We start from the raw sequence: 20,817 nt of genomic DNA, 5'->3' as shown, positions 1-20,817 counted from the left end.
CGGAGAAAAACGTGCGAGGCTGTCATGGCAGAGAAGCATACCGCCGATCCGGCAGAGATCATGCGGGCGACCGGTCATCCTGAGCTGGAATATGCCGCCGGCTGGACCATCGCCGGTCTGGTCACCATCGGCACCATCGTCGCCGCCTGGGTATTCGCGATCTAGGCTATCGGAAACTGGAGCTCGAAGGCCGCGCCCTCGTCGGTCGGCTTCAGCTTGATCGAGCCGCCATGGCTCGCCATCACCGCGCGCGCGATCGCCAGCCCCATCCCGGTGCCGCCCTGGTCGCGGCGGGTGGTGAAGAACGCATCAAATATCCTGTCGCGGTTCGGCTCGGCCGGCGTCAGGCCTTCCGGCTTTCCTTGAAACGAATCCTGCAGCAGCTCGGCCGCGCCCTTGATCGAGGTCAGCGGCGATTTCAGCTCGTGGGTGAGGTGGGCCGAGAACGTCGCGATATAGTCCGAGCGCCGCGCCAGCTGCTCGGCCATGCCGAGAAAACTGTGCGAGAGCTGGGCGAACTCGCGCGTGCCGTAATGCCGGAGCGGCCTGAACGCCTCGCGATCGCCGCGGCCGATCCGCGCGGCGCGGTCGATTAGCTCGCGCATCGGCAGCGTGATGGTGCGCGAGAATACGAGGCCGATCGCGATCGTGCCCAGGATCACGGCGAGCCCCGCCAGCACGAACTTGGCCCGCTCCTGGTAGAGATGGTCAAAGATGTTGCTCGGCGTCCGCGTGGTGTAGATCACCCCGGCGACGCGATTGTTGACGATGACGGGCATTGCCGAGAACACATGCACGCCGAGGCCGCGGCTGAAGGAATAGATCGGCGGCGGCGGCCGATCCGGGACGCGGTTGCGCAGGGTGGCGCGGTATTGCCCGTGCAGCGCGTCCGCGACCTCCTCGATATGGGCGAGCGATTGCCCGACCTCGTAGCGCCCGGCGATCACCACGCCCTGCGGGTCGAGGATGCGAAAGCCCGCCAGCGTCACCTTCTGGGTCTCGCGGATGATCGGCGTCAGCTTTGCGCCGATCTCGACATAGGCTGGCTGCGCCGGCTGGGGCGCTGCTTGCGCATCCGGCCGCCGCCGCAAGAGATCGTTAGCGGTGAGGTCGAGCGCGGGACGGATCGGGGTGACCTGGTCGCCGGGGTCGGGCAGCACGTTGGGCGGCACCTCGGCGCCGAGTGTCAGGCCGCTGTCGAGCCGCGCCGTGACCTCCTGCGCATAGATCGTCGCGAGCACGCGGCTCTGCGCAATCAGCTCGGCCTGGGTCTGGCGGATCAGCTGGTTGTCGTAGAGGCGGAAGAAGAACAGGCCGACCAGCGGCAGCACACCGACGGTCGCCAGCACCGTGAAGATCACGAGGGTGAGCGACGGCCGCCATTTGTCGGGCGCTGCGCTCATGCCTCTTTCTCGCAGCGGCCGAGCTTGAAGCCGACACCGTGGATGGTCTCGATCACGTTCTCGCAATTGTGCGCCGCGAGCTTGGCGCGGATGTTGCGGATGTGGCTGTCGATGGTGCGATCGGAGACCTGGATGTTGAGCTGATAGGCCGCCCGCATCAGCTGCTCGCGGTTGAACACCGAGGTCGGCCGGGTCAGGAAAGCGCGCAAAATGCCGAACTCGATCGCGGTCAGCTTCAGCGGCGTGCCGGCAAAGGATGCGACATGCTGCTCGGGATCGATCAGGAGGCCGCCTTGCGACAGCGCGCCCGGCCCGGCCTTGGCCTCGCCATTGCGCGGGCTGAGGCGGCGCAGGATGACGTTGACCCGCGCCACCAGCTCGCGCGGGCTGAACGGCTTCGTCACGTAATCGTCGCCGCCGATCTCGAGGCCGAGGATGCGGTCGATCTCCTCGTCGCGCGCCGACAGGAACAGGATCGGCACGTCGGAGGTCTTGCGGATCTCGCGGCAGACGTCGAGGCCGTCGAACTCGGGCATGCCGATGTCAAGCACGATCAGGTCGGGCTTGTCGGCGGCAAAGCGGGCGAGTGCCTCCTTGCCGTCGCGCGCCTCGATGACGTCCATGCCGGCCTTCTTCAGGGCGACGCGGATGACCTCGCGGATGTGGCCCTCGTCGTCGACGATGAGAATGCGATGCGCCAAGAACCTCTCCGCTTCCTCAGCCTGCCTGCTGATCCTTCGCCTGTGCGTCCAGCCTGCGCTGGAGCCGCCAGCTCCGAAAGCCCCAGCTCCGCCAGGCCAGATCCTGGCGCTGCTGTTCTACAAGGCGGTCGCGGCGCGACACAAGGCAGCTCTCGGGGGCGCCGGGCCGGAGCAAGATGGCCTTGTCGATGGCAGGCAGCGCCTGCGGCCCGAGCGTCAGGAGATAGTTGATGTCGATCAGCACGCCCTTGCCCGATGCTTCCCGGCTGTGGGCGACATTGTAGTCGGCAATGAACGCATCGAAGTTCACGAGCGAGCAGCTATAGAGCACGATCGTCAGCGCGATCAGATTGGCACCGACGAGCCACTGGTTGGACCGGTTGAGCGCGATGCGCGCCACGATCAGGACCAGCCCGAGCGCCACCAGCCCCATCCAGATGAAGGCCGCGATGCGCCAATAGGTCAGCATGTAGATATCGACGTAGAGATCGAGGCGGAGGATGGAGGATGCGACGAGCAGCACGTTCTGCCCGACCCAGAGATAGACCAGCGGCCGGATCACCTTCGATTTCTCGGCCGCCCCGCCCGGGCGCATCGCGACCAGCACGAAGGCAGCGGCGAGCAGCGCGGTCACGCTCAGCGGATAGGCGCCGCGATGGGCGTAGGCCGCATAGGTCAAATTGTCGGGCAGCGCCACATGGCCCCAGAGATAGATGCCGTCGAGGATGGACTGCGCCGCGAACAGCAGGTTGAACAGGATCAGCGAACGCAGAATGGTGGAGGGGTTCAGAAATTCGGCCGAGACCAAGGGCGGGAGCGGGGGCGGCACGGGGCCGTCGGCAACGGCGGTGGTGACAATCGTCCTGCGCCGCCAGCGCACATGGATGAACGGCCAAACCAGCGCCAGCATCATGGCCCAGAACAGCAGGCGCGGGATGCTGATATATTCGAGGATGAGTTTCGGATTGAGCAGGGACACCCATTGCTCGATCACCGGATTGGCCGCAGCGAACAGCGCGATGAAGACGGTGCTCAGCACGGCAGGCATCAGCCAGAGCGCGAGGCCGCGGGTGAACGCCGACATGTTGAAGATCTGGAGCGCCTCGAGGAAGAACCTGAAGGGCCCGAACAGGACAAAGTTGCGAAGCGCGCGGGCTCGCTCAGCGAACCCGGTCGTTTCCGGATTGGTCGCGATCAGAAGCGCAATGGCCAGCGCCATGGTGAGGATCAGGAAGGACAGCATGTTCAGCTCCTCGACGGCCGGAACGAGGCCGGCGACGAGAACGGCCGTGCCGATCATGGCGCGCCGCAGATCCAGGGCCGCATGATTGAAGAGCACCGACACGCAGGCCATCGCGACCGCAAAGAGCGTCAGCGACAGCCCGATCCGCGGGCCGTAGAACAGCCAGTCGGCGAGCGCGGCCAGCACCAGCGCGAGGCCGACCTTGGCCGGGATCGAGGAATGCCTGATCGGCTGGATTTCCGCTGCTATCGTCGAAGCCAGGCTCGTCATGTCCAAATGACCTTTCGTGATGGGTGGCATCACGAAGTCTGAACGGCGCTTGTGCAGAAGGCGGGACCATCGTCTGCACGGTTTCAGGAGTCTTTTGCAGTTTTCGTGCAGGCGCGCGTTCGCCTCTCGCACAGCGTGATTCGCTTTGATAGGTGCGAAGCATTCGCCACTCATAGCGTGTGACGCATCATGCAATTCCTCGGTCGTATCGGTCTCGTCCTGCTCTGGCTGGCCGCGCCTCTCGTCGCATTCGCGGCCGCCAACAAGAACGATCCCTATCTGGTCCCGCTGCGCGGCGCGGGAAACCTCGCGCTTGTCGTAGCAAGCCTCGCGATCGTCATCCTCCTGCTCCGCAGAGGGCGTTGGCGTACCGTCGCGGGCAAGCTGCTCGTCGTGCTCTGGTGCCTGCCGCCGGTCCTGATGTCGGCGGCGCATCTGAAGTTCGAGCTGCGCAAGCACGACGTGCTTGCCGCGAGCGCCACCGAGGCGCGTCAGCTCGGACCTCACTTCATGGTTGGCTATTCCTCCTTTCCCGAGGTTGCGCGCCTTGCCGAGCAGGGCTTGATCGGCGGCGTCTACGTGACCCGGCGCAACATCCGCGGCCGGACCGTCGAGACGTTGCGCACCGAGATCGCGGCGCTCCAGGGCAAGCGGCGCGCCGCCGGCCTGCCGCCGCTGGTCGTTGCGGCAGACCAGGAGGGCGGCATCGTCGGACATCTCGCGCCGCCGCTGACGAAGCTACCGGCGCTGGCGACGCTCAGCGGGCTCGCTCCCGACGAACAACAGGCCAAGGCCGAAGAGTTCGGCCGCATCCACGGCCGCGAGCTCGCCGGGCTCGGCGTCAACCTCAACCTCGCGCCGGTGCTCGACCTCAAGCCGCCGGTCCGGCGCAATCGCCTCGATTTTCACACGCTGATCGGCCAGCGCGCGATTGCGACCGATCCTGCCGTCGTCAGCACGATCGCGAGCGCCTATGTGCGCGGGCTGGAAGAGTCAGGTGTCGGCGCTACGCTGAAGCATTTTCCCGGCATCGGCCGCGTCCGCGCCGACACGCATCATTTCAGCGCCAAGCTCGATACGCCGGTAAAAGAGCTCGAAGCCACCGACTGGCTGCCGTTCCGCGAGGTGTTGTCGCATTCGCGCAGCGCGCTCATGGTTGGGCACGTGACGCTCACGACCGTCGATCCCGATCGCGCCGCCTCGCATTCGAAACGCGTTATTGATGGCATCATCCGCGACAAGTGGGGTTACCAGGGCATGGTGATGACCGACGACCTCGTGATGGGTGCGATCTACCAGCACGACGTCTGCAAAGCCGTGGTCGAGGCGATCAACGCCGGCGTCGATCTGCTGCTGGTTGCCTATGACGGCGCGCAATTCTACCGGGTCTTCGCCTGCGCGCTGGATGGGGCGCGGCAGGGCAAGCTCGACGCCGCGATGCTGCGCACCAGCGCGGCACGGTTGGCGCAGGGCTTCCCGACCGAGCGGGCGCGAGCCGCCTCAAACGTCGTCCGCGTTGTCGAGCGGCATCAGCCCTTCGCGAACTGGCGGTAGTCCGGCTCGCGGTGAAACCAGAACTCGTAGCCGGTGATGGCCTTCTGCATTGCGACGTCGTGGATCGGCTGGTTGAGCGGAATGACGGGAACGTCGCGCATGCAGAGCGCGATGAAATCCTTCACGCACCGGTCGTATTCCGCCGCATCCGCCGTGAAGCGCGCCTTGTCGATCAGCGCGTCCATCGCCTTGTTCTGGTATGACGAGATGTTGAAGATCGAATTGTTGCCGTGGAAATTCCAGTAGAAATAGTACTCGGGATAATCGAGCCAACCGCTGAAGCGGTTGAGCGCGAGCGGCAGCTCCTTCTTGTTCAGCGTCGTGCGCCAGTTCGCGCCGGGGATTTTTTCAATCGACACCTTGATGCCGATCTTGGCGAGACTTTCCTGGATCAGGATGACCGTCGGCTCGCCGACGGTCGCAGTGCCCGTGTCGAGCGACAGGGTCGTCTCCAGGCCGGACTCAAAGCCTGCTTCCTTCATCAGCGCCTTGGCCTTGTCGAGATCGGTGACATAGGGAGAGGGCTGTGGCCACACCGGTTTTGAGACGTCCGCCGCTCCGCCATACATAGGAACGGCGCGGCCGAAGAACGCGCTGCTCTGGATCTGCTCATACGGCATCGCCCACGCGATGGCCTGCCGTAGCTTCACATTGTCGAACGGCGGCTTCGCTGTGTTGAGTGCGATGTACCAGAGCGCATTCGGGATCGGCACGCCTGATACCTTGACCTTGCCCTCCCGAATGATCTGCTCGAAATCGCGCGGTGCAAAGCCGCTGGAAATATCCGCATCGCCCCGTTCCAGCATCGCGCGGCGCGTGCCGGCGGAGGGGACGTCGCGCGCGATCACGCGCCTGATCTTGGGCAGCGGTCCGCTCTTCCAGTCGTCGTAGCGGGCCAGCACCGTCTCGCTTCCTGGCTTCCAGCTTTCGATCCTGTAGGGGCCGCCACCGGCCTCGTTGGTCCGGAGCCAGGCCAGCGCCCAGGGATCTTCCGCCATCGCGTTCTTCTTCGCGAGCTCGGAATTGATGATGAAGGGCACGACGACGGCGACGTTGAACAGCAGCATCTTGTCCTTGCGGACATAGTCGATGCGGAAGGTGTGATCGTCGACCACCACGAACTGCTCGGGCTTCTCCAGCGAACCCGCCGACATCTGGAAGGTCGGAAAGCCGCCGACCTTCACGGCGCGGTCGAACGACCATTTGACGTCCTTGGCGGTAACAGGCGTGCCGTCGTGGAATTTCGCGTCCTTGCGAAGCTTGAAGGTGCAGGACATGCCGTCGGCGGCGACCTCCCAGCTCTCGGCGAGTTCGGGCGCGAGCTTCTCGCGATCATAGGACGCGGTCCCGTCGGGCAACGTCTTGGAGGCGTAGGTCAGCAGGCGGTCGTAGCAGTTCCAGGACAGGCCGTTCACGGTCTGGTTGGAGCCGACGCCCTGCATGTCGAGCGAGTTCGGCCCAAGCTCCTGCACCACCAGCAGCGTCTCGGCACGCCCCTGCGCCCTGGCGAAGGAGGGCGTGATCGCCGTCAGTCCGGCCGCGCCAAGGCCGCCGAGCACCAAATCGCGGCGGCTGATGTCGAAAGGTGATGAACTCATCGGTGCCTCTTTTGCGGGAGATCTGCAATGTAAAGAGGCAAGGCGCATGCCATCAGCGGCGCTTCATGGCGTCGCATCCGCGCCTATCTCAACTCCTCCGCCAGGAAGTCGACCAGCGTGCGCACCTTGGTCGAGGGGCGCGGACCCGCCGGGAACACGGCGTACACATCGACAGGTGCAAGCTTGTAGCTCTTCAACACCGGCACCAATGCGCTCGCCTCGATCTCGGGGCCGGCCATCACCGGCGACGTCATCGCGATGCCGAGCCCCGCCAGCACGCTCGCGAACACGCCGGGACCGGAATCGGTGGTGATGCGGCCGCGGACATCGACGGAGGTCTCCGCGCCGTTGCGGGTGAACGACCAGGTGGTACGGCCGAACAGGCCGGGGCCGAAGATGCAGTCGTGCGAGGCGAGATCGGCCGGCGTCTTCGGGGTGCCGCGCTCGGCAAGATAGGATGGCGCGGCGACGAGAAAGCGCGACACGGTCGCAAGCTTGCGTGCGCCGAAGCCGGAATCGTCGAGGGGGCCGAGGCGAATGGCGACGTCGGTGCCTTCCACAACGAGGTTCTGCCGTTCGTCGGCGACGGACAGCTCGACGCGCAAGAGCGGATGGGCCTTAAGGAATTTCGGCAGGCGCGGAATGATGTTTCGCGTGCCGTAGACGATCGGCATCGTGATGCGCAGCGTTCCACGCAAGGAATCGACGCCGCGCGCGGCGTCCTCGGCGTCCTCGATGTCAGCCAGCACTTCGCGCGCACGCGTCAGGAACAGTGCGCCAGCGTCCGTGACCGCGATGCTGCGCGTGGTTCGCAGCAGCAGCTTGACGCCCAGCCGGGCCTCCAGCTCGCCGATGATGCGGGACACCGAGGGCTGCGACAGGCCGAGCTCGCGTGCCGCCTTCGAAAAGCTGCCGCTCTCGGCCGCACGGACGAAAACGGCCAATTCCTGGAGCCGGTCGCTCATTTGAAATCCGGATAAATGTTGTCCGTATCGACCGTATACCCCTTCATTCTCAAATGATCCAGATAGAGCGGGCCAACAGCAAAAGATGGAGCTACCCATGGCCCTGCAAGACAAACTCGACGCCTTCAAAGCCGACTTCGAAGGTGGCCGCTTCCCGCTCAAGCCCAGCAAGGAGGCGCTCGACACCATGCACCGCGCCACCGCCGAACTGATCGCGAGCGGCCAGGCGCAGCGCGCCAAGAAGGCCGGCGACGCCGCGCCGGAATTCATCCTCAGGGATCCCGACGGCAAGCAGGTCGCCTCGCGCGACCTGCTCGCGAAGGGACCGCTGGTCGTGTCGTTCTATCGCGGCGTCTGGTGCCCGTATTGCAACCTCGAGCTCCAGGCGCTCCAGGAGGCGCTGCCGGAGATCGCCGCGCGCGGTGCGAGCCTCGTTGCGATCTCGCCGCAGACCGCGCCGAACAGCCGCAAGTCGGAGCGCGAGAACAAGCTGTCGTTCCCGATCCTGAGCGACGTCGCGAGCGGCCTCGCCGACGCCTTCGGCATCCGCTTCGCGCTGCCGGCCGACCTCGTCGCGCTCTACAAGTCCTTCAAGAACGACCTGCCGACGTTCAACGACAATCCGGCCTGGGTGCTGCCGATGCCCGCGCGCTACGTCATCGGCCGCGACGGCATCATCGCCTATGCGGAGGTGAACCCGGACTACACGCATCGCCCCGATCCGTCCGAACTGTTGCCGGTGCTCGACCGGTTGCGGGCCGGCAAGGCGGCCTGATCAAGAACCGGCCGGCTCACGGGCCGGCCAATCTCTCTCCCTCAAATGGTCAACGGCGTGCGCGTGCCGAACGCCCGCGCACGCCCAAACCAAAGGACGGTGTCATGTCAAAGCTCGAAGGAAAGATTGCCATCATCACTGGCGGCTCCAGTGGTATCGGTCTCGCTGCAGCGAAGACCTTTGTGACCGAAGGCGCTTATGTTTTCATCGTTGGACGGCGTCAGGGCGAGCTCGACAAGGCCAAGGCCGAGATCGGGCGCAATGTCTCCGCGATCCAGGCCGACGTCGCCAATCTTGACGATCTCGACCTGCTCTACGCCCGGGTGAAGGATGAAAAGGGTGCGCTCGATATCATCGTCGCCAGTGCCGCGTTCGTCGAGCGCAAGCTCACGGTGGACGTTACTCCGGCGCATTTCGACACGACATTCGGTATCAATGCGCGTGGTGCCTATTTCACGGTACAGAAGGCGCTGCCGCTGATGCGCAAGGGTGGCTCGATCGTGCTGGTGTCGTCTGGCCTGCACCTGAAAGGCCTTCCCGAGCACGGCACCTACGCCGCGACTAAGGCCGCGCTGCGCTCATTCTCACGGACCTGGGCGATGGAGCTGAAGGATCGCGGCATCCGCGTGAACACGTTGTCACCGGGCGCCATCGATACGCCGATCATCGACGGCCAGTTCAAGACCTCTGAGGAGGCCGAAGGTGCCCGCGCGTTCTTCGCTTCGATTACCCCGCTAGGTCGGATTGGTCGCCCGGAGGAAATGGCCTCCGCCATTTTATTTCTGGCCTCGGACGACAGCAGCTACAGCACGGGCATCGATCTCGCGGCCGATGGCGGTATTACGCAGGTTTGAGGTAACCCTACGGCGTGACCGCTCCGCGTGTGACCGCGCGCGGGGCGGTCAGTTGCTTCCACGTCGAGTTGGCGACGTGCACCGGCGAGAACGCCGGACGTTCGATGTAGTGGCCGTCGCCGGCCTCGGCGCGCAGATCGCCAGCCTTCCAGACGACGCGGCCACGCGAGAGCGTCGCGGCGGGTCCGCCGGTGCAGGCAAAGCCTTCGAACACGTTGTAATCGATCCGGCTCATCTGCCGCTTCGCGCTGATGGTCTTGCTCGCCCTGGGGTCCCACACCACGACATCGGCATCCGAACCGACGGCGACGGCGCCCTTGCGCGGGTAGATGTTGAGGATGCGCGCGATGTTCGCCGAGGTCACCGCGACGAATTCTTCCTTCGTAAGCCGTCCCGTGGCGACGCCCGCGGTCCACAACAGTGCGAGCCGATCTTCGAGGCCGCCGGTGCCGTTCGGGATCTTCCTGAAATCGCCGAGCCCGAACCGCTTCTGCTCCGTGGTGAAGGCGCAATGGTCGGTGGCGACTACCTGGAGCGAGCCTGATTGCAGGCCGGCCCAAAGACTGTCCTGATGCGATCTGTCGCGGAACGGCGGCGACATCACGCGCTGCGCGGAATGATCCCAATCCCTGTTCTGGTACTCGCCGGCATCCAGCAGCAGATGCTGGATCAGCGGCTCGCCATAGACGCGTTTCCCAGCAGCCCGTGCGCGGGCAATCGCCTCATGCGCTTCGCGGCAGCTCGTGTGCACGATATAGACCGGCGTGCCCGTCATGTCGGCGATCATGATGGCGCGGTTGGTGGCTTCGCCCTCGACCTCCGGCGGTCGTGAATAGGCGTGGCCCTCGGGACCGGTGACTCCGCGCGCGATCAGCGCTTCCTGCATCAAGGCGACGACGTCGCCGTTTTCCGCATGGACAACAGGCATGGCGCCGAGATGGGCGCAACGCGCGAACGAGTTGTAGAGTTCGTCGTCGTTCACCATCAGCGCGCCCTTGTAGGCCATGAAGTGCTTGAAGGTGTTGATGCCGTAGGTTTTGACCACGGTCTCCATCTCGTCATAGATCTGCTTCGACCACGACGTCACCGCCATGTGGAAGCCGTAGTCGGTCGCCGCCTTCTCGGATTTGTGCCGCCACTCCTGATAGGCCGCGAGCATCGACTGGCCGGGATCGGGCAGGCAGAAATCCACCACCATGGTGGTGCCGCCGGTCAGCGCCGCCTTCGTCCCGGATTCGAAATCGTCGGCGGTCACCGTGCCCATGAACGGCATGTCGAGATGGGTGTGCGGATCGATCCCGCCCGGGATGACATAGGCGCCGCCGGCATCGACGATCTCCGCGCCCGTCGGTGCATCGAGCGATGTTCCGATCGCGACGATGGTCTCGCCGTCGATCAGCACGTCCGCACGGCGAGAATGATCATGATTGACGACGGTGCCGCCGCGGATGAGGAGGGGCATGGGAGACTCCGGAGAGAGGACGAGACGCGGCGAAAGCTAAGCGTGCTGCCAGCGATGCGACAGGCGAAATTTTAATCAGGCGTCGCCGCCAGTCTTGCTGCGCTCTCCCGGCTTCTACGCCGCTCGCGCGATCAAGCCGTCGATCATCGCCCGCACCAGGCCCGCAATTTCCTTCCGCAGCGCCGGCAGCGGCACGGCGACCAGCCTCTGCTCGAGCCCCAGCGCCACCATGCCATGCACGGCCGAGAACAGGCTGCGCGCGGTGATGCCGAGCTCCTCTGTCCCTCTGTCTGGAAACAACGCTGCCAGTGGCGCGTAGATGTGGCGGAACAGCTGCAACTGGTCGTCGACGGACCAGTCGGGGACTTCCTTGCCGGGCGCCATGCGATGCTCGAACATTGCGCGCCAGAGCTCGAGATTTTCTGCGGCGAAATCGCAATAGGCGATCGCGATGCGGACCAGCGTCTCCTGCGGCGACGGATTGCCCGCGCTCACCGCCGCGCTGAGCACCTTGTCGAGCCGGAGTAACGTGCGCGAGCCGACGCGCAGGACCAACTCGTCCACGTCGGCGACGAGATTGTAGACCGCGCCATTGGCGCAGCCGATCGCGCGGGCGAGATCGCGGGTTTTGAGACCCGCCAACCCGCGCTCAGCGATCATCCGCTCGGCCGCCTGGATCAGGTCGGCCCGCAATTTCTCTCGACGTTCCAAGGCTTTAGTCATTTTTTAATCAAATTCTTGAGCGACGCTCAAATATTTATTGAACGATGTTCAAGGTCTCTGCTACAAACCATCTGTGAGCAACGCTCATAACAGGGAGCAGCAAATGTTCAAGACCGTAGTGACACTTTTCCGCGGCAGCGTGGCGGCCGCGGGCGAGGAACTGGAAGACCGTACGGCCCTTCTGATCCTCGACCAGCAGATGCGCGACGCGGCCGCCGCCGTCGAGCGCAGCAAGCGGACGCTGGCGCTGGCGATCGCCCAGGACCAGCAGGAAGGCCGCAAGCTCGAGGCGACCGTCGCCCGCATAGCCGACCTCGAGACCCGCGCGGTTGCGGCGCTTGACGGTGGCCGCGAGGACCTCGCCAAGGATGCCGCCGAAGCCATCGCAGGCTTGGAGGCCGATCGCGATGCGGCGATGACCGCACGCGCATTGTTCGCGATCGAGATCATCAGGCTGAAGCGCCACGTCGCAAGCGCGCAGGCCCGCATCACCGAGCTCGATCGCGGCCGTCGTGTCGCCCGTGCCTCGGAAGCGGTGCGCTCGCTTCGCCGCAGCGGCATCGAGGCGGCACGTCCTTACGAATCCACGCTGCCGGAAGCGGAGAGCACCTTGAGGCGCCTGCGCGACCGGCAAATGGAAGCCCAGGCCGCTGACGACGCGCTGGTCGAGCTCGATGCGGCCTCCGGTCCGCTCGCCACTGCCGAACGACTTGCCGAGCAGGGCTTCGGCCCCCGGCTCAAGACGACCGCGGACGACGTGCTGGCGCGGTTGAAGTCCAAGCGCATGCCGACTGCCTGAACTCAAACCCGATCATCATTCGAACCGATAGGAGACCATCATGAACCAGAACGGCCAGCCCCACAGCAGCGCCTGGGTGACCTTCACTTACGCGTCCTTCGCAGCCTCCGCGTTCCTCGTCGCCATCGGCATCTTCTTCCTGCCGATTGATCTCTGGATGAAGGGCTATCTCACCATGGGCATCGTGATGCTGATCCAGACCTGCATCACCCTGACCAAGACGGTGCGCGACAATCACGAGAGCAGCCGGCTGGTGAACCGGATCGAGGATGCCAAGGCCGAGCGCCTGCTGATGGAAGTCTCCAAGGCGGCTTGAGGCGAGAGCGCATATAAGCGCAAAGCTACCTGCAATATGGAGCGGAGGATGCCGTCGCATCCACCGCTCGCGCCGTGAGACCATCCATCCTCGAGCGGTCGCCCCGTGCGGCGATCGCGGAGCTTCGTATCGCGCCTGCGAAATGCAACCGAGCCATGACGGATCGCGCGGGCGGGCGACCTTGCGCGCAAGCGCGGGCAGGGGCACTCTGCGCAAGCGGCGCACAAGAACGCCGCCAATAAGATTGCGCGAGGAAGCTTCATGGCGGTGACGCGGATCGACTGCGATATCCACCCGGCGGTTGGTGGCACGCGCACGACGCTGCTTCCCTATCTCAGCGATCACTGGAAAGAGCAGGTCGTGAGCCGCGCCATCGACGGGCTCGATCTCACGTCCTATCCGCCGAGCATGCCGCTGACCGGCCGTGCCGACTGGTGGCCGGCCAATGGCGCCAAGCCCGGCTCCGACCTTGCCATGGTGCAGAAGGGCGCGTTCGAGCAGCTGGGTGCGAGCCACGCCATCCTCAACGTGCTCTATGGCGCGCAGGCCGTGTTCGACGCCTATATGGCCGCGGACTTCTGCAAGGCCATCAACGACTGGATCGCCGCCGAATGGCTGTCGCGCGATCCCCGCCTGCGGGCTTCCATCGTGGTGCCGATGCAGGATCCGGATCTCGCGATCGAGGAGATCGAGCGCCGCGCCGGCGACAACCGTTTCGTCTCCATCCTGGTGCTAGCGCAGGGCGAGACGCTGCTGGGACGGCGGCATTTCTGGTCGGTCTACCGTCTCGCCGAAAAGTACAAGCTGCCGCTGGCGATCCATGCCGGCACGCAATATCGCCAGGCACCGAGCTCGGCCGGCTGGCCGTCGCATCGCTACGAATATTACTTCGTCGAGGCGCAGGCGATGCAGGCGCAGATTTTGAGCCTGATCTATGAGGGCGTGTTCGGCAAATTTCCTGATCTCAAGGTCGTGCTGATGGAATCCGGCGTGAGCTGGCTGCCGGCCTTCATGTGGCGCGCCAACAAGACCTGGCGCGGCGTGCGCGTCGAGGTGCCCTGGGTCGAGCGCGAGCCGGCCGCGATCATCCGCGATAATTTTCGCGTCACCATGCAGCCGTTCGACGCGCCCGGCGACGCCAAGAGCGTCGAGGAGATCATCGACCAGATCGGCTCGGAAAAGATGTTCCTGTTCGCGTCCGACTATCCGCACTGGCAGTTCGACGGCGACGATCCGATCCCGCCGAACCTGCCGAAGAGCATCATCGCAAAAATGTGCGTCGACAATCCGCTGGAGACGTTCCCGCGGTTGTCGATCAACTGACGCATGATCCGGCAAAGTGGGTACCGGTTTCCCGATAAGATCATGCGCAAACAAAAAGTTTGGAGGATCGCATGAGTGACGTCATCGACCGCCCGCTGCTCGACGAAGAAAAGCCCGCCACCTCGCGGTTGCGCATCGTCGATTGCGACGTGCATCCGAGCCTGCGCTCGACCGACGATCTCAACGAGTTCCTGCCGAAACGCTGGCAGCAGCATCTGAAGGAATATGGCAGCCATTTGCGCACGCCTTATCTCTTTACCACGCCCTATCCGCGCTCCTCGCCACTGATCGCGCGACGCGATGCCTGGCCGCCGACCGGCGGGCCGCCCGGCTCCGATCTCGCTTTCATGCAGAAGCAGCATCTCGACCCGCTCGACGTCGAGTTCGGGATCTTGCAGGTGCTCGATCTTTTCATCTTCTCGCAGCAGAATTTGGAATTCGGCGCCGCGATCCAGCGCGCCGTCAATGACTGGCAGCTTGCGTTCTGGTCGCATCGCGATCCGCGCCTGAAGGCGTCGATCCTGGTCGGGCAGGACGGCGTGGATCTCGCCATCGCCGAGATCGAGCGCTGCGCCAAAATCGGTGAATACATCCAGATCAACGTCTCGCCGCGCGCCAACGAGCAGCTCGGCCGCCGTCGCTACTGGCCGATCTACGAGCGTGCCGAGGCGCTGGACCTGCCGCTCGGCATCCATGTTGGCGGCTATGGCGGCCATGCGCCGACCGGTGGTGGCTGGCCGTCCTATTATGTCGAGGAGCACCAGTCCAACGCGCACACCATCGCGGCGCAGCTCGCGAGCCTCGTGATCGAAGGCGTGCCGGAGCGGTTTCCAAAGCTGAAGATCGTCTTCATCGAGGGCGGCTTCGGCTGGATCCCGTCGGCGGTGTGGCGAATGGACCAGCATTTCGAGCGGTTCCGCAGCGAGGTGCCTCATCTCAAGCGCAAGCCGTCCGAATATGTGCGCGAGCATTTCTGGTTCACGACGCAGCCGATCGACGAGCCCGACGAGGCGCGGCATCTGCGTTCGCTGATCGAATGGGTCGGCATCGACCGTCTTCTGTTTTCGTCGGACTATCCGCACTGGGATTTCGACGATCCGCGCTTCGCCTTCAAGACGCCGCTCTCTGAAGCCGAGCGGAAGAAGATCTTCAGCACCAATGCCCGCGCGGTCTACAAGTTCTGAGCAAAGAGGTTCTGAACGGATATGGCCCGTCACATCGTCGCGCGCACCTCGGAGATCCCGCCCGGCGGCAACAAGGTCGTCGATATCGCGGGCCGCGACATCGTCGTGTTCCACGTTAACGGCGAGTTCTTCGCGCTGTTGAACCGCTGCCCGCATGAGGGCGCCCCGCTGGAGAAGGCGGCATGCGTAGCGCGGCTGACCTCGCCCGAGCCCGGAATCTATGAGCGCTCGCGCGTCGGCGAGATGCTGCGCTGTCCCTGGCACGGCTGGGAATTCGACATGCGCAACGGCCAGTCCTGGTTCGATCCGAAACGGGTCAAGATCCGGTCCTATCCGGTCGCGGTGGAACGTGGCGAAGAGTTGCAGAAGGGCCCGTATGTCGCCGAGACGTTTCCGGTGCATGTCGAAGACAGCTATGTGATTGTCGAGGTCTGAGCCGGCATTGCCGATTGAGATTCGAACGCAGGTGCGTTATGGCTCTCGCGCTTTCCAGAGGCGGAGATGAGCTTTGTCGAAACAATCCCTGCGTGAGGAGGCCGAGCGCCTGATCCGCGAATCGATGGAAAAGAAGACCATCGTCGTCAAGCAGGGCTCGACCCGCATCGAGGCCGTCTGCGGCAAGTGCGGCGCGCCGAACCGGGTGCAGGCGGAAAAGGGCCAGAGCCGGGTCAAGTTCGCCTGCAAGAATTGCGGGCATCAGCAGGAAACGCTGTAGGGCGCTTGCGCGGTATTGCTGCGCCGCGAGGCTCTAACTCCTCGTCCTGAGGAGCCCGCTGAAAGCGGGCGTCTCGAAGGATAGAGGCCGAGCTGTCGCAGCGGGGCCTTCATGGTTCGAGACGCGCGTTCCGCGCTCCTCACCATGAGGGTCTGATAGTCACTCCCCCTTCACGAACTTCGCGAACGCGTCGGCATAGTCCGGGTGCCAGCGCGACAGCGGCGGGCGGTTCTCGACGATGTCTCCCGCCGCCCACAGCATCCGCTTCTCGTCGAGCGCGCGCGGCACGTCGTTGTCCGGACACAGGATGTAGAAGTCGCCGGCCTCCAGCCGCGCCAGCATGAAATCCACGGTCTGCTCAGCCGTCCAGGCTCCGGCCGGCTTCTCGGTGCGGCCCTTCGCGGTCAGGCCGGTGAAGACGAAGCCGGGGATCAGCAGATGCGCGGTGATGCGGCAGTCCTTCGTGTTGCGCAGCTCGTGCTGGAGCGCTTCCGTAAAAGCCTTCACGCCGGCCTTGGAGACGTTGTAGGCGGGATCGCCGGGCGGCGTGGTGATGCCCTGCTTCGAGCCGGTGTTGATGATGAGGCCGCGCCTGCCGCGCGCGATCATGCCGGGCGCGAAGATGCGCGAGCCGTTGATGATGCCCCACATGTTGACGCCGATGATCCGCTGCCAGTTATCGGGCTCGCCGAACAGCGTGCTGCCCGGCTGGATGCCGGCATTGTTCATGAGGATGTCGGTGCTGCCGAAGCGCTCGCGCACGGCGCGTTCCAGTTCCGTCACGCTCTCGGCCTTGCTGACGTCGACCGCGAACGTCATCACATGTGTGGCAGGCGTGACGGATGACAGTTTTGTTGCAGCTTCCGCCAGCCGCGCCTGATCCACATCTGCGATGCACACCTTCAAGCCGGCGCGCGCGAAGGCCAGCGCGGCAGCCAATCCGATGCCGGATGCGCCGCCCGTGATCACGGCGACATTGTCTTTGACGATGGCGGAATGTGGCATGGTTGGTCTCCGGGGAAGGGCTCGGTCGAGCTATAACATGGCACTCGCGCGACCCTGCACAAGTCGGCATGGGAGGTCTTCGTTCCACGCCGCCTTTACGCCTTTCCGGCGGCGCTGTATTCTATTCGACCTAACGATCCCGCCCAGATCGAACCAATCAATCATTTGACAGGGAGTGCAGCCATGGCTGTGTCGCAGGCTATTCCGATCACGCGCCATCCGTTCGCCAACGGGTCCTACAAGCAGATGCTGATCGGCGGGAAGTGGGTCGATGCTGCCTCAGGCAAGCGCTTCGAGACCCACAACCCCGCCACTGGCGAATTGCTGGCGACGGTCGCCGAGGGCGACAAGGAAGACATCGACCGTGCGGTCGCCGCCGCTCGCCGTGCCTTCGAAGGCCCCTGGAGCAAAGTAAAACCGTTCGAGCGGCAGAACCTGCTGCTCAAGCTCGCCGACCTCGTCGAGAAGAATTTCGACGAATTGTCGCAGCTCGACACGCTCGACATGGGCGCGCCCCTCAGCCGCACCCGCGCCTATCGTCTGCGCGCCGTCGGCATGTTGCGCTATTACGCCGGCCAGACCACCGCGATCCATGGCGAGACCATCGAGAACTCGCTGCCCGGCGAAATCTTCTCCTACACGCTGAAGGAGCCGATCGGCGTCGTCGGTGCCATCATTCCCTGGAACGGCCCGCTCACCGCGACGATCTGGAAGATCGGTCCGGCGATCGCGACCGGCTGCACCGTGGTGCTGAAGCCTGCCGAAGAGGCGCCGCTCACCTCGCTGCGCATCGCCGAGCTGGCGATGGAAGCCGGCATTCCGCCCGGCGTCATCAACGTCGTGCCCGGCTATGGCGAGACCGCGGGCGCTGCGCTTGCCTCGCATCATGATGTCGACAAGGTCGCCTTCACCGGCTCGCATGTCACGGGACAATCGATCATCCGCGCCTCGGCCGGCAACCTCAAGCGCGTCTCGCTCGAGCTCGGCGGCAAGTCGCCGGACATCGTGTTCGCCGATGCCGATCTCGATGCCGCCGTCCCCGGCGCTGCGATGGCGGTTTTCGCCAATTCCGGCCAGATCTGCAGCGCCGGCACACGCCTGTTCGTCGAGCAGTCGGTCTACGAAGAGTTCGTCGGCCGCGTCGCCGAGTTCGGCAAGAAGCTGCAGGTCGGCAACGGCCTCGATCCCAATGTGCAGATCGGCCCGCTCGTGTCCGAGGAGCAACTCAAGCGCGTCACCGGCTATCTCGACATCGGCCAGAAGGAAGGCGCGCGTGCGCTCGCCGGCGGCGGTCGCGTCACCGAAGGCGCGCTGTCGAAGGGCTTCTTCGTCTCGCCGACGGTGTTCGCGGGCGTGCAGGACAACATGCGCATCGCGCAGGAGGAGATTTTTGGTCCCGTCATCTCCGCGATCGCGTTCAAGGACATGGACGAACTGGTCAAGCGCGCCAACAACACCACGTTCGGCCTCGGCTCGGGCCTGTGGACGCGCGACGTCAGCAAGGCCCATGCGGTGGCGAAGAGCTTGCGCGCCGGCTCGGTGTGGGTGAACTGCTACCAGGCGATGGACCCGGCCGTGCCCTTCGGCGGCTACAAGATGAGCGGCTACGGCCGCGAATCCGGCAAGCAGCACGTCGAGGAATATCTCAACGTGAAGGCCGTCTGGATCAAGACGGCGTAGGGCCTGCTCTCTCCGGCGTTCCGCGAGAGGGAATATCTGCTTTTAATGGGGCGGCGCCTTTTCCAGGGGCCGCCCCTCGCTATATGATCCGCATCCTTCCATAGCCGTCTGAGAGTCTGTCCGGAAAGATTACCTTGGATTGCATAGCTTTCGCAGCATGAGTCGGATGGAGGCCAGCTTGAGAAAGGCGAGCGCCCTGTGATTGAAGCATTCCCAATCTTTGGACAGTCTTCGGCATCGCCCGAGCCAGGCAAAGGTACGCTCGACGATCCAGCGTTTGGGCAAGACGACGAAACGGTGAGCCTGATCGGAGCGTTTGACGATTTCGAGGTTCACGCGCTTCAGAGCGCTACGCAGCCCCTTCTGGAAATGTGGCCCTTGATATCCGCCGTCGGCGTAGAGCTTCAGAAGAAAGGGATAGAGGCCGAACAACGTTGCCATCAGGAGCACGCCGCCGTCGCGATCCTGGATGTCCGCCGCATGCACGATGGCGTGCATCAAGAGGCCTTGCGTGTCGACGAGAATGTGCCGCTTCTTGCCCTTGATCTTCTTGCCCGCGTCGTAGCCATGGAGATCATGAGGCCCCCTTTTTCAGCGCTTTTCACGCTCTGGCTATCGATGATGGCGGCGGTGGGAGAAGCCTCGCGCTCGGCCCTTTCGCGACATTCGACATAGAGGGCGTGATGAATTTTATCGAGCGTGCCGTTCCAGCTCCACAGATCGAAGTAGCCATACAGCGTCGAGCGCGGCGGCAGGTCCTTGGGGATCGCGCGCCACTGGCAACCTGTGCTCAGGATGTACATCAGCCCGTTGGCAATCTCGCGCAGGTCCACCGTACGCTTGTTGCCGCCGCGCTTGGCCGGCGGGATGCGAGGCGCGATCAGCGCCCACTCCTCGTCGGTCAAGTCGCTCGGATAGCGCAGGCGGCTGCGGTCGTAGCGTGCACGGTTCTCGGTAGTCCACATTGGCGGCGCGTCCCCATCGAATCAGGCCGCTCACCTTGAATCACAACCGATTCATTCGACTCAACATGTTTTGGAACAGACACTGAGGCCCACATGAAATTCGAGGCGTTGTTCAAACCGTTGCAGGTCGGTCCGTACAAGCTCGCGCATCGCGTCGCGTTGGCGCCGCTGACGCGCATGCGCGCCGAGCGCGAGAGTTTTTCGCCGCGGCCGCTCAACGCCGAATATTACGGCCAGCGCGCCACGCAAGGCGGCTTGATCATCGCTGAAGCGTCCCCCGTGCTCTCGCATGGCCGCGGCAACCCCGCGACGCCCGGCATCTATTCGGAGGCGCAGATCGCCGGCTGGCGCAAGGTGACGGATGCCGTGCACGCCAAGGGCGGCATCATCTTCCTCCAGCTCTGGCATGTCGGCCGCGTCTCGCATTCGTCCTTCCACGGCGGTGAGCTGCCGGTCTCGGCTTCGACGATTGCGATCAAGGCCGAAGGCATGAAGGCGATGACCGCCGACGGCAAGATTTCTGATTACGAGACCCCGCGCGCGCTGGAGACCGACGAGGTCAAGGGCATCGTCGAGGCCTTCCGGCAGGGCGCCAAGAACGCGCTCGCCGCCGGCTTCGACGGCGTCGAGATCCACGGCGCCAACGGCTACCTGCTCGAGCAGTTTTTGCAGTCGCGCAGCAACCAGCGCACCGATCAGTATGGCGGCGGAATCGAGAACCGCGCGCGGCTTCTGCTCGAAGTCACGCAGGCCGCCATCGACGTCTGGGGCGCGAACCGCGTCGGCGTGCGGCTGTCGCCCCACGGCATCGCCAATGATTCCGGTGAGCCCGATCCGATGCCGCTTTACACGCACGTCGTGAAGGCGATCGACAAGCTCGGCCTTGCCTATCTTCACTTCATCGAGCCGCGCTCCAGCGGCGCCGGCCGTGCCGATGTCCACTGGGAGAACGTGCCGTCGGCGATGGTACTGTTCCGCCCGCTCTACAGCGGCGTGCTGATGACCGCCGGCGGCTTCACCGGCGAGACCGCGAATGCGGCGATCGCCGACGGCCACGCCGACATCATCGCCTTCGGCCGCATCTTCATCTCCAATCCCGATTTGCCGCGCCGCCTTCGGCACGACTATCCGATCACGCCATATAACCGCGCGACGTTCTACGGCGGCGAGGAGAAGGGGTATACGGATTACCCGGTGTATGACGAGCTCGCGACGGCGTAGAGACCTTCGTAGCCCGGATGGAGCGCAGCGAAATCCGGGTTTCTCACCTCGCCGATAGACT

20 protein-coding genes and 1 pseudogene are annotated in these 20,817 nt (G+C 64.5%); 12 read left to right on the top strand and 9 right to left on the bottom strand.

The features are described 5' to 3' along the window. Nucleotides 1–24 precede the first annotated feature (24 nt). Entirely contained in the window at nt 25–165 is a 141-nt protein-coding gene (locus HAP41_RS37520) for a hypothetical protein (protein ID WP_007597071.1), read from the top strand. On the opposite strand, the gene HAP41_RS37515 is transcribed toward HAP41_RS37520, so the two are convergent. Genes HAP41_RS37515 through HAP41_RS37505 form a run of 3 tightly spaced genes read right to left on the bottom strand, consistent with a single transcriptional unit; the run spans nt 162 to nt 3,617 of the window. Continuing rightward, nucleotides 162–1,403 (bottom strand): ATP-binding protein, encoded by a 1,242-nt coding sequence (locus HAP41_RS37515; RefSeq protein WP_166083351.1) that lies wholly within the window; start codon nt 1,401–1,403, stop codon nt 162–164. The genes HAP41_RS37520 and HAP41_RS37515 overlap by 4 nt on opposite strands. Beyond that, complete coding sequence (locus HAP41_RS37510) at nt 1,400–2,104, bottom strand: response regulator (RefSeq protein ID WP_166083363.1); 705 nt, start codon at nt 2,102–2,104, stop codon at nt 1,400–1,402. Before HAP41_RS37510 ends, HAP41_RS37515 begins: the two co-directional genes overlap by 4 nt. Before the next feature lie 16 nt (nt 2,105–2,120). Further along, nucleotides 2,121–3,617: a DUF4153 domain-containing protein gene (locus HAP41_RS37505; protein ID WP_166083373.1), complete on the bottom strand. Its 1,497-nt coding sequence runs from the start codon at nt 3,615–3,617 to the stop codon at nt 2,121–2,123. 189 nt (nt 3,618–3,806) lie between these two features. Here HAP41_RS37505 and HAP41_RS37500 point away from each other — a divergent pair, with 189 nt between their 5' ends. Beyond that, the gene (locus HAP41_RS37500) at nt 3,807–5,171 is read left to right on the top strand and encodes a glycoside hydrolase family 3 protein (protein WP_166083385.1); all 1,365 of its coding nucleotides are present in this window, start codon (nt 3,807–3,809) and stop codon (nt 5,169–5,171) included. Here the strand turns inward: HAP41_RS37500 and HAP41_RS37495 are convergent. Beyond that, on the bottom strand, nt 5,147–6,769 hold the full coding sequence (locus HAP41_RS37495) for an ABC transporter substrate-binding protein (protein WP_166083407.1): 1,623 nt from the start codon (nt 6,767–6,769) through the stop codon (nt 5,147–5,149). The two genes, HAP41_RS37500 and HAP41_RS37495, sit on opposite strands and share 25 nt — an antisense overlap. A gap of 83 nt (nt 6,770–6,852) precedes the next feature. Continuing rightward, nucleotides 6,853–7,734, bottom strand: coding sequence for a LysR family transcriptional regulator (locus tag HAP41_RS37490; protein WP_166083421.1), 882 nt, complete (start codon nt 7,732–7,734; stop codon nt 6,853–6,855). A gap of 97 nt (nt 7,735–7,831) precedes the next feature. On the opposite strand from HAP41_RS37490, the gene HAP41_RS37485 reads away from it, so the two are divergent. Continuing rightward, a complete protein-coding gene (locus HAP41_RS37485; RefSeq protein WP_166083444.1) occupies nt 7,832–8,509 on the top strand; it encodes a peroxiredoxin-like family protein in 678 nt (225 codons plus the stop codon). Between the two features lie 104 nt (nt 8,510–8,613). Next, nucleotides 8,614–9,363 (top strand): SDR family NAD(P)-dependent oxidoreductase, encoded by a 750-nt coding sequence (locus HAP41_RS37480; RefSeq protein ID WP_166083453.1) that lies wholly within the window; start codon nt 8,614–8,616, stop codon nt 9,361–9,363. 7 nt (nt 9,364–9,370) lie between these two features. Here the strand turns inward: HAP41_RS37480 and hydA are convergent, their stop codons facing one another. Then, complete coding sequence (gene hydA, locus HAP41_RS37475; RefSeq protein ID WP_166083488.1) at nt 9,371–10,825, bottom strand: dihydropyrimidinase; 1,455 nt, start codon at nt 10,823–10,825, stop codon at nt 9,371–9,373. A gap of 114 nt (nt 10,826–10,939) precedes the next feature. Continuing rightward, nucleotides 10,940–11,548: a TetR/AcrR family transcriptional regulator gene (locus tag HAP41_RS37470; protein WP_166083508.1), complete on the bottom strand. Its 609-nt coding sequence runs from the start codon at nt 11,546–11,548 to the stop codon at nt 10,940–10,942. 103 nt (nt 11,549–11,651) lie between these two features. Here HAP41_RS37470 and HAP41_RS37465 point away from each other — a divergent pair, with 103 nt between their 5' ends. From HAP41_RS37465 to HAP41_RS37440, 6 genes are all read left to right on the top strand, one after another. After that, nucleotides 11,652–12,347: a PspA/IM30 family protein gene (locus tag HAP41_RS37465; RefSeq protein ID WP_166083520.1), complete on the top strand. Its 696-nt coding sequence runs from the start codon at nt 11,652–11,654 to the stop codon at nt 12,345–12,347. 40 nt (nt 12,348–12,387) lie between these two features. Continuing rightward, nucleotides 12,388–12,663, top strand: a complete 276-nt coding sequence (locus tag HAP41_RS37460) for a YiaA/YiaB family inner membrane protein (protein ID WP_014491840.1) — start codon at nt 12,388–12,390, stop codon at nt 12,661–12,663. Nucleotides 12,664–12,924: 261 nt separating this feature from the next. Further along, nucleotides 12,925–13,986 (top strand): amidohydrolase family protein, encoded by a 1,062-nt coding sequence (locus tag HAP41_RS37455; RefSeq protein ID WP_166083533.1) that lies wholly within the window; start codon nt 12,925–12,927, stop codon nt 13,984–13,986. 71 nt (nt 13,987–14,057) lie between these two features. Next, nucleotides 14,058–15,170 (top strand): amidohydrolase family protein, encoded by a 1,113-nt coding sequence (locus tag HAP41_RS37450; protein ID WP_166083535.1) that lies wholly within the window; start codon nt 14,058–14,060, stop codon nt 15,168–15,170. A gap of 21 nt (nt 15,171–15,191) precedes the next feature. Beyond that, entirely contained in the window at nt 15,192–15,605 is a 414-nt protein-coding gene (locus tag HAP41_RS37445; RefSeq protein WP_014491843.1) for a Rieske (2Fe-2S) protein, read from the top strand. A 73-nt stretch (nt 15,606–15,678) separates the two neighbouring features. Next, the gene (locus HAP41_RS37440) at nt 15,679–15,885 is read left to right on the top strand and encodes a hypothetical protein (protein ID WP_014491844.1); all 207 of its coding nucleotides are present in this window, start codon (nt 15,679–15,681) and stop codon (nt 15,883–15,885) included. Nucleotides 15,886–16,044: 159 nt separating this feature from the next. On the opposite strand, the gene HAP41_RS37435 is transcribed toward HAP41_RS37440, so the two are convergent. Then, nucleotides 16,045–16,890 carry an SDR family NAD(P)-dependent oxidoreductase gene (locus tag HAP41_RS37435; protein ID WP_166083544.1) on the bottom strand — a complete coding sequence of 282 codons (846 nt, stop codon included), beginning with the start codon at nt 16,888–16,890 and terminating at the stop codon, nt 16,045–16,047. 183 nt (nt 16,891–17,073) lie between these two features. Between HAP41_RS37435 and HAP41_RS37430 the strand changes: the two genes are divergently transcribed. Beyond that, nucleotides 17,074–18,570 carry an aldehyde dehydrogenase family protein gene (locus tag HAP41_RS37430; RefSeq protein WP_166083562.1) on the top strand — a complete coding sequence of 499 codons (1,497 nt, stop codon included), beginning with the start codon at nt 17,074–17,076 and terminating at the stop codon, nt 18,568–18,570. A 129-nt stretch (nt 18,571–18,699) separates the two neighbouring features. On the opposite strand, the pseudogene HAP41_RS37425 reads toward HAP41_RS37430, so the two are convergent. Continuing rightward, nucleotides 18,700–19,535: pseudogene (locus tag HAP41_RS37425) on the bottom strand (IS5 family transposase). Between the two features lie 93 nt (nt 19,536–19,628). On the opposite strand from HAP41_RS37425, the gene HAP41_RS37420 reads away from it, so the two are divergent. Continuing rightward, nucleotides 19,629–20,756, top strand: a complete 1,128-nt coding sequence (locus HAP41_RS37420; RefSeq protein WP_166083563.1) for an alkene reductase — start codon at nt 19,629–19,631, stop codon at nt 20,754–20,756. The last annotated feature ends 61 nt before the right edge of the window (nt 20,757–20,817 follow it).

The organism is Bradyrhizobium barranii subsp. apii (assembly GCF_011516635.5).
Taxonomy (GTDB): domain Bacteria; phylum Pseudomonadota; class Alphaproteobacteria; order Rhizobiales; family Xanthobacteraceae; genus Bradyrhizobium; species Bradyrhizobium barranii.
The sequence above is the reverse complement of the archived record's forward strand: the minus strand, read 5'-3'. Positions and strand labels throughout refer to the sequence as shown.

What these genes read in the sequence shown, in the direction of transcription:
- HAP41_RS37500 (WP_166083385.1), top strand. Translation starts at nt 3,807, where the DNA reads ATGCAATTCCTCGGTCGTATCGGTCTCGTCCTGCTCTGGCTGGCCGCG.
- HAP41_RS37485 (WP_166083444.1), top strand. Translation starts at nt 7,832, where the DNA reads ATGGCCCTGCAAGACAAACTCGACGCCTTCAAAGCCGACTTCGAAGGT.
- HAP41_RS37495 (WP_166083407.1), bottom strand. Translation starts at nt 6,769, where the DNA reads ATGAGTTCATCACCTTTCGACATCAGCCGCCGCGATTTGGTGCTCGGC.
- HAP41_RS37515 (WP_166083351.1), bottom strand. Translation starts at nt 1,403, where the DNA reads ATGAGCGCAGCGCCCGACAAATGGCGGCCGTCGCTCACCCTCGTGATC.
- HAP41_RS37470 (WP_166083508.1), bottom strand. Translation starts at nt 11,548, where the DNA reads ATGACTAAAGCCTTGGAACGTCGAGAGAAATTGCGGGCCGACCTGATC.
- HAP41_RS37505 (WP_166083373.1), bottom strand. Translation starts at nt 3,617, where the DNA reads ATGACGAGCCTGGCTTCGACGATAGCAGCGGAAATCCAGCCGATCAGG.
- HAP41_RS37465 (WP_166083520.1), top strand. Translation starts at nt 11,652, where the DNA reads ATGTTCAAGACCGTAGTGACACTTTTCCGCGGCAGCGTGGCGGCCGCG.
- HAP41_RS37455 (WP_166083533.1), top strand. Translation starts at nt 12,925, where the DNA reads ATGGCGGTGACGCGGATCGACTGCGATATCCACCCGGCGGTTGGTGGC.
- HAP41_RS37420 (WP_166083563.1), top strand. Translation starts at nt 19,629, where the DNA reads ATGAAATTCGAGGCGTTGTTCAAACCGTTGCAGGTCGGTCCGTACAAG.
- HAP41_RS37445 (WP_014491843.1), top strand. Translation starts at nt 15,192, where the DNA reads ATGGCCCGTCACATCGTCGCGCGCACCTCGGAGATCCCGCCCGGCGGC.
- HAP41_RS37450 (WP_166083535.1), top strand. Translation starts at nt 14,058, where the DNA reads ATGAGTGACGTCATCGACCGCCCGCTGCTCGACGAAGAAAAGCCCGCC.
- HAP41_RS37490 (WP_166083421.1), bottom strand. Translation starts at nt 7,734, where the DNA reads ATGAGCGACCGGCTCCAGGAATTGGCCGTTTTCGTCCGTGCGGCCGAG.
- HAP41_RS37460 (WP_014491840.1), top strand. Translation starts at nt 12,388, where the DNA reads ATGAACCAGAACGGCCAGCCCCACAGCAGCGCCTGGGTGACCTTCACT.
- hydA (WP_166083488.1), bottom strand. Translation starts at nt 10,825, where the DNA reads ATGCCCCTCCTCATCCGCGGCGGCACCGTCGTCAATCATGATCATTCT.
- HAP41_RS37480 (WP_166083453.1), top strand. Translation starts at nt 8,614, where the DNA reads ATGTCAAAGCTCGAAGGAAAGATTGCCATCATCACTGGCGGCTCCAGT.
- HAP41_RS37520 (WP_007597071.1), top strand. Translation starts at nt 25, where the DNA reads ATGGCAGAGAAGCATACCGCCGATCCGGCAGAGATCATGCGGGCGACC.
- HAP41_RS37435 (WP_166083544.1), bottom strand. Translation starts at nt 16,890, where the DNA reads ATGCCACATTCCGCCATCGTCAAAGACAATGTCGCCGTGATCACGGGC.
- HAP41_RS37430 (WP_166083562.1), top strand. Translation starts at nt 17,074, where the DNA reads ATGGCTGTGTCGCAGGCTATTCCGATCACGCGCCATCCGTTCGCCAAC.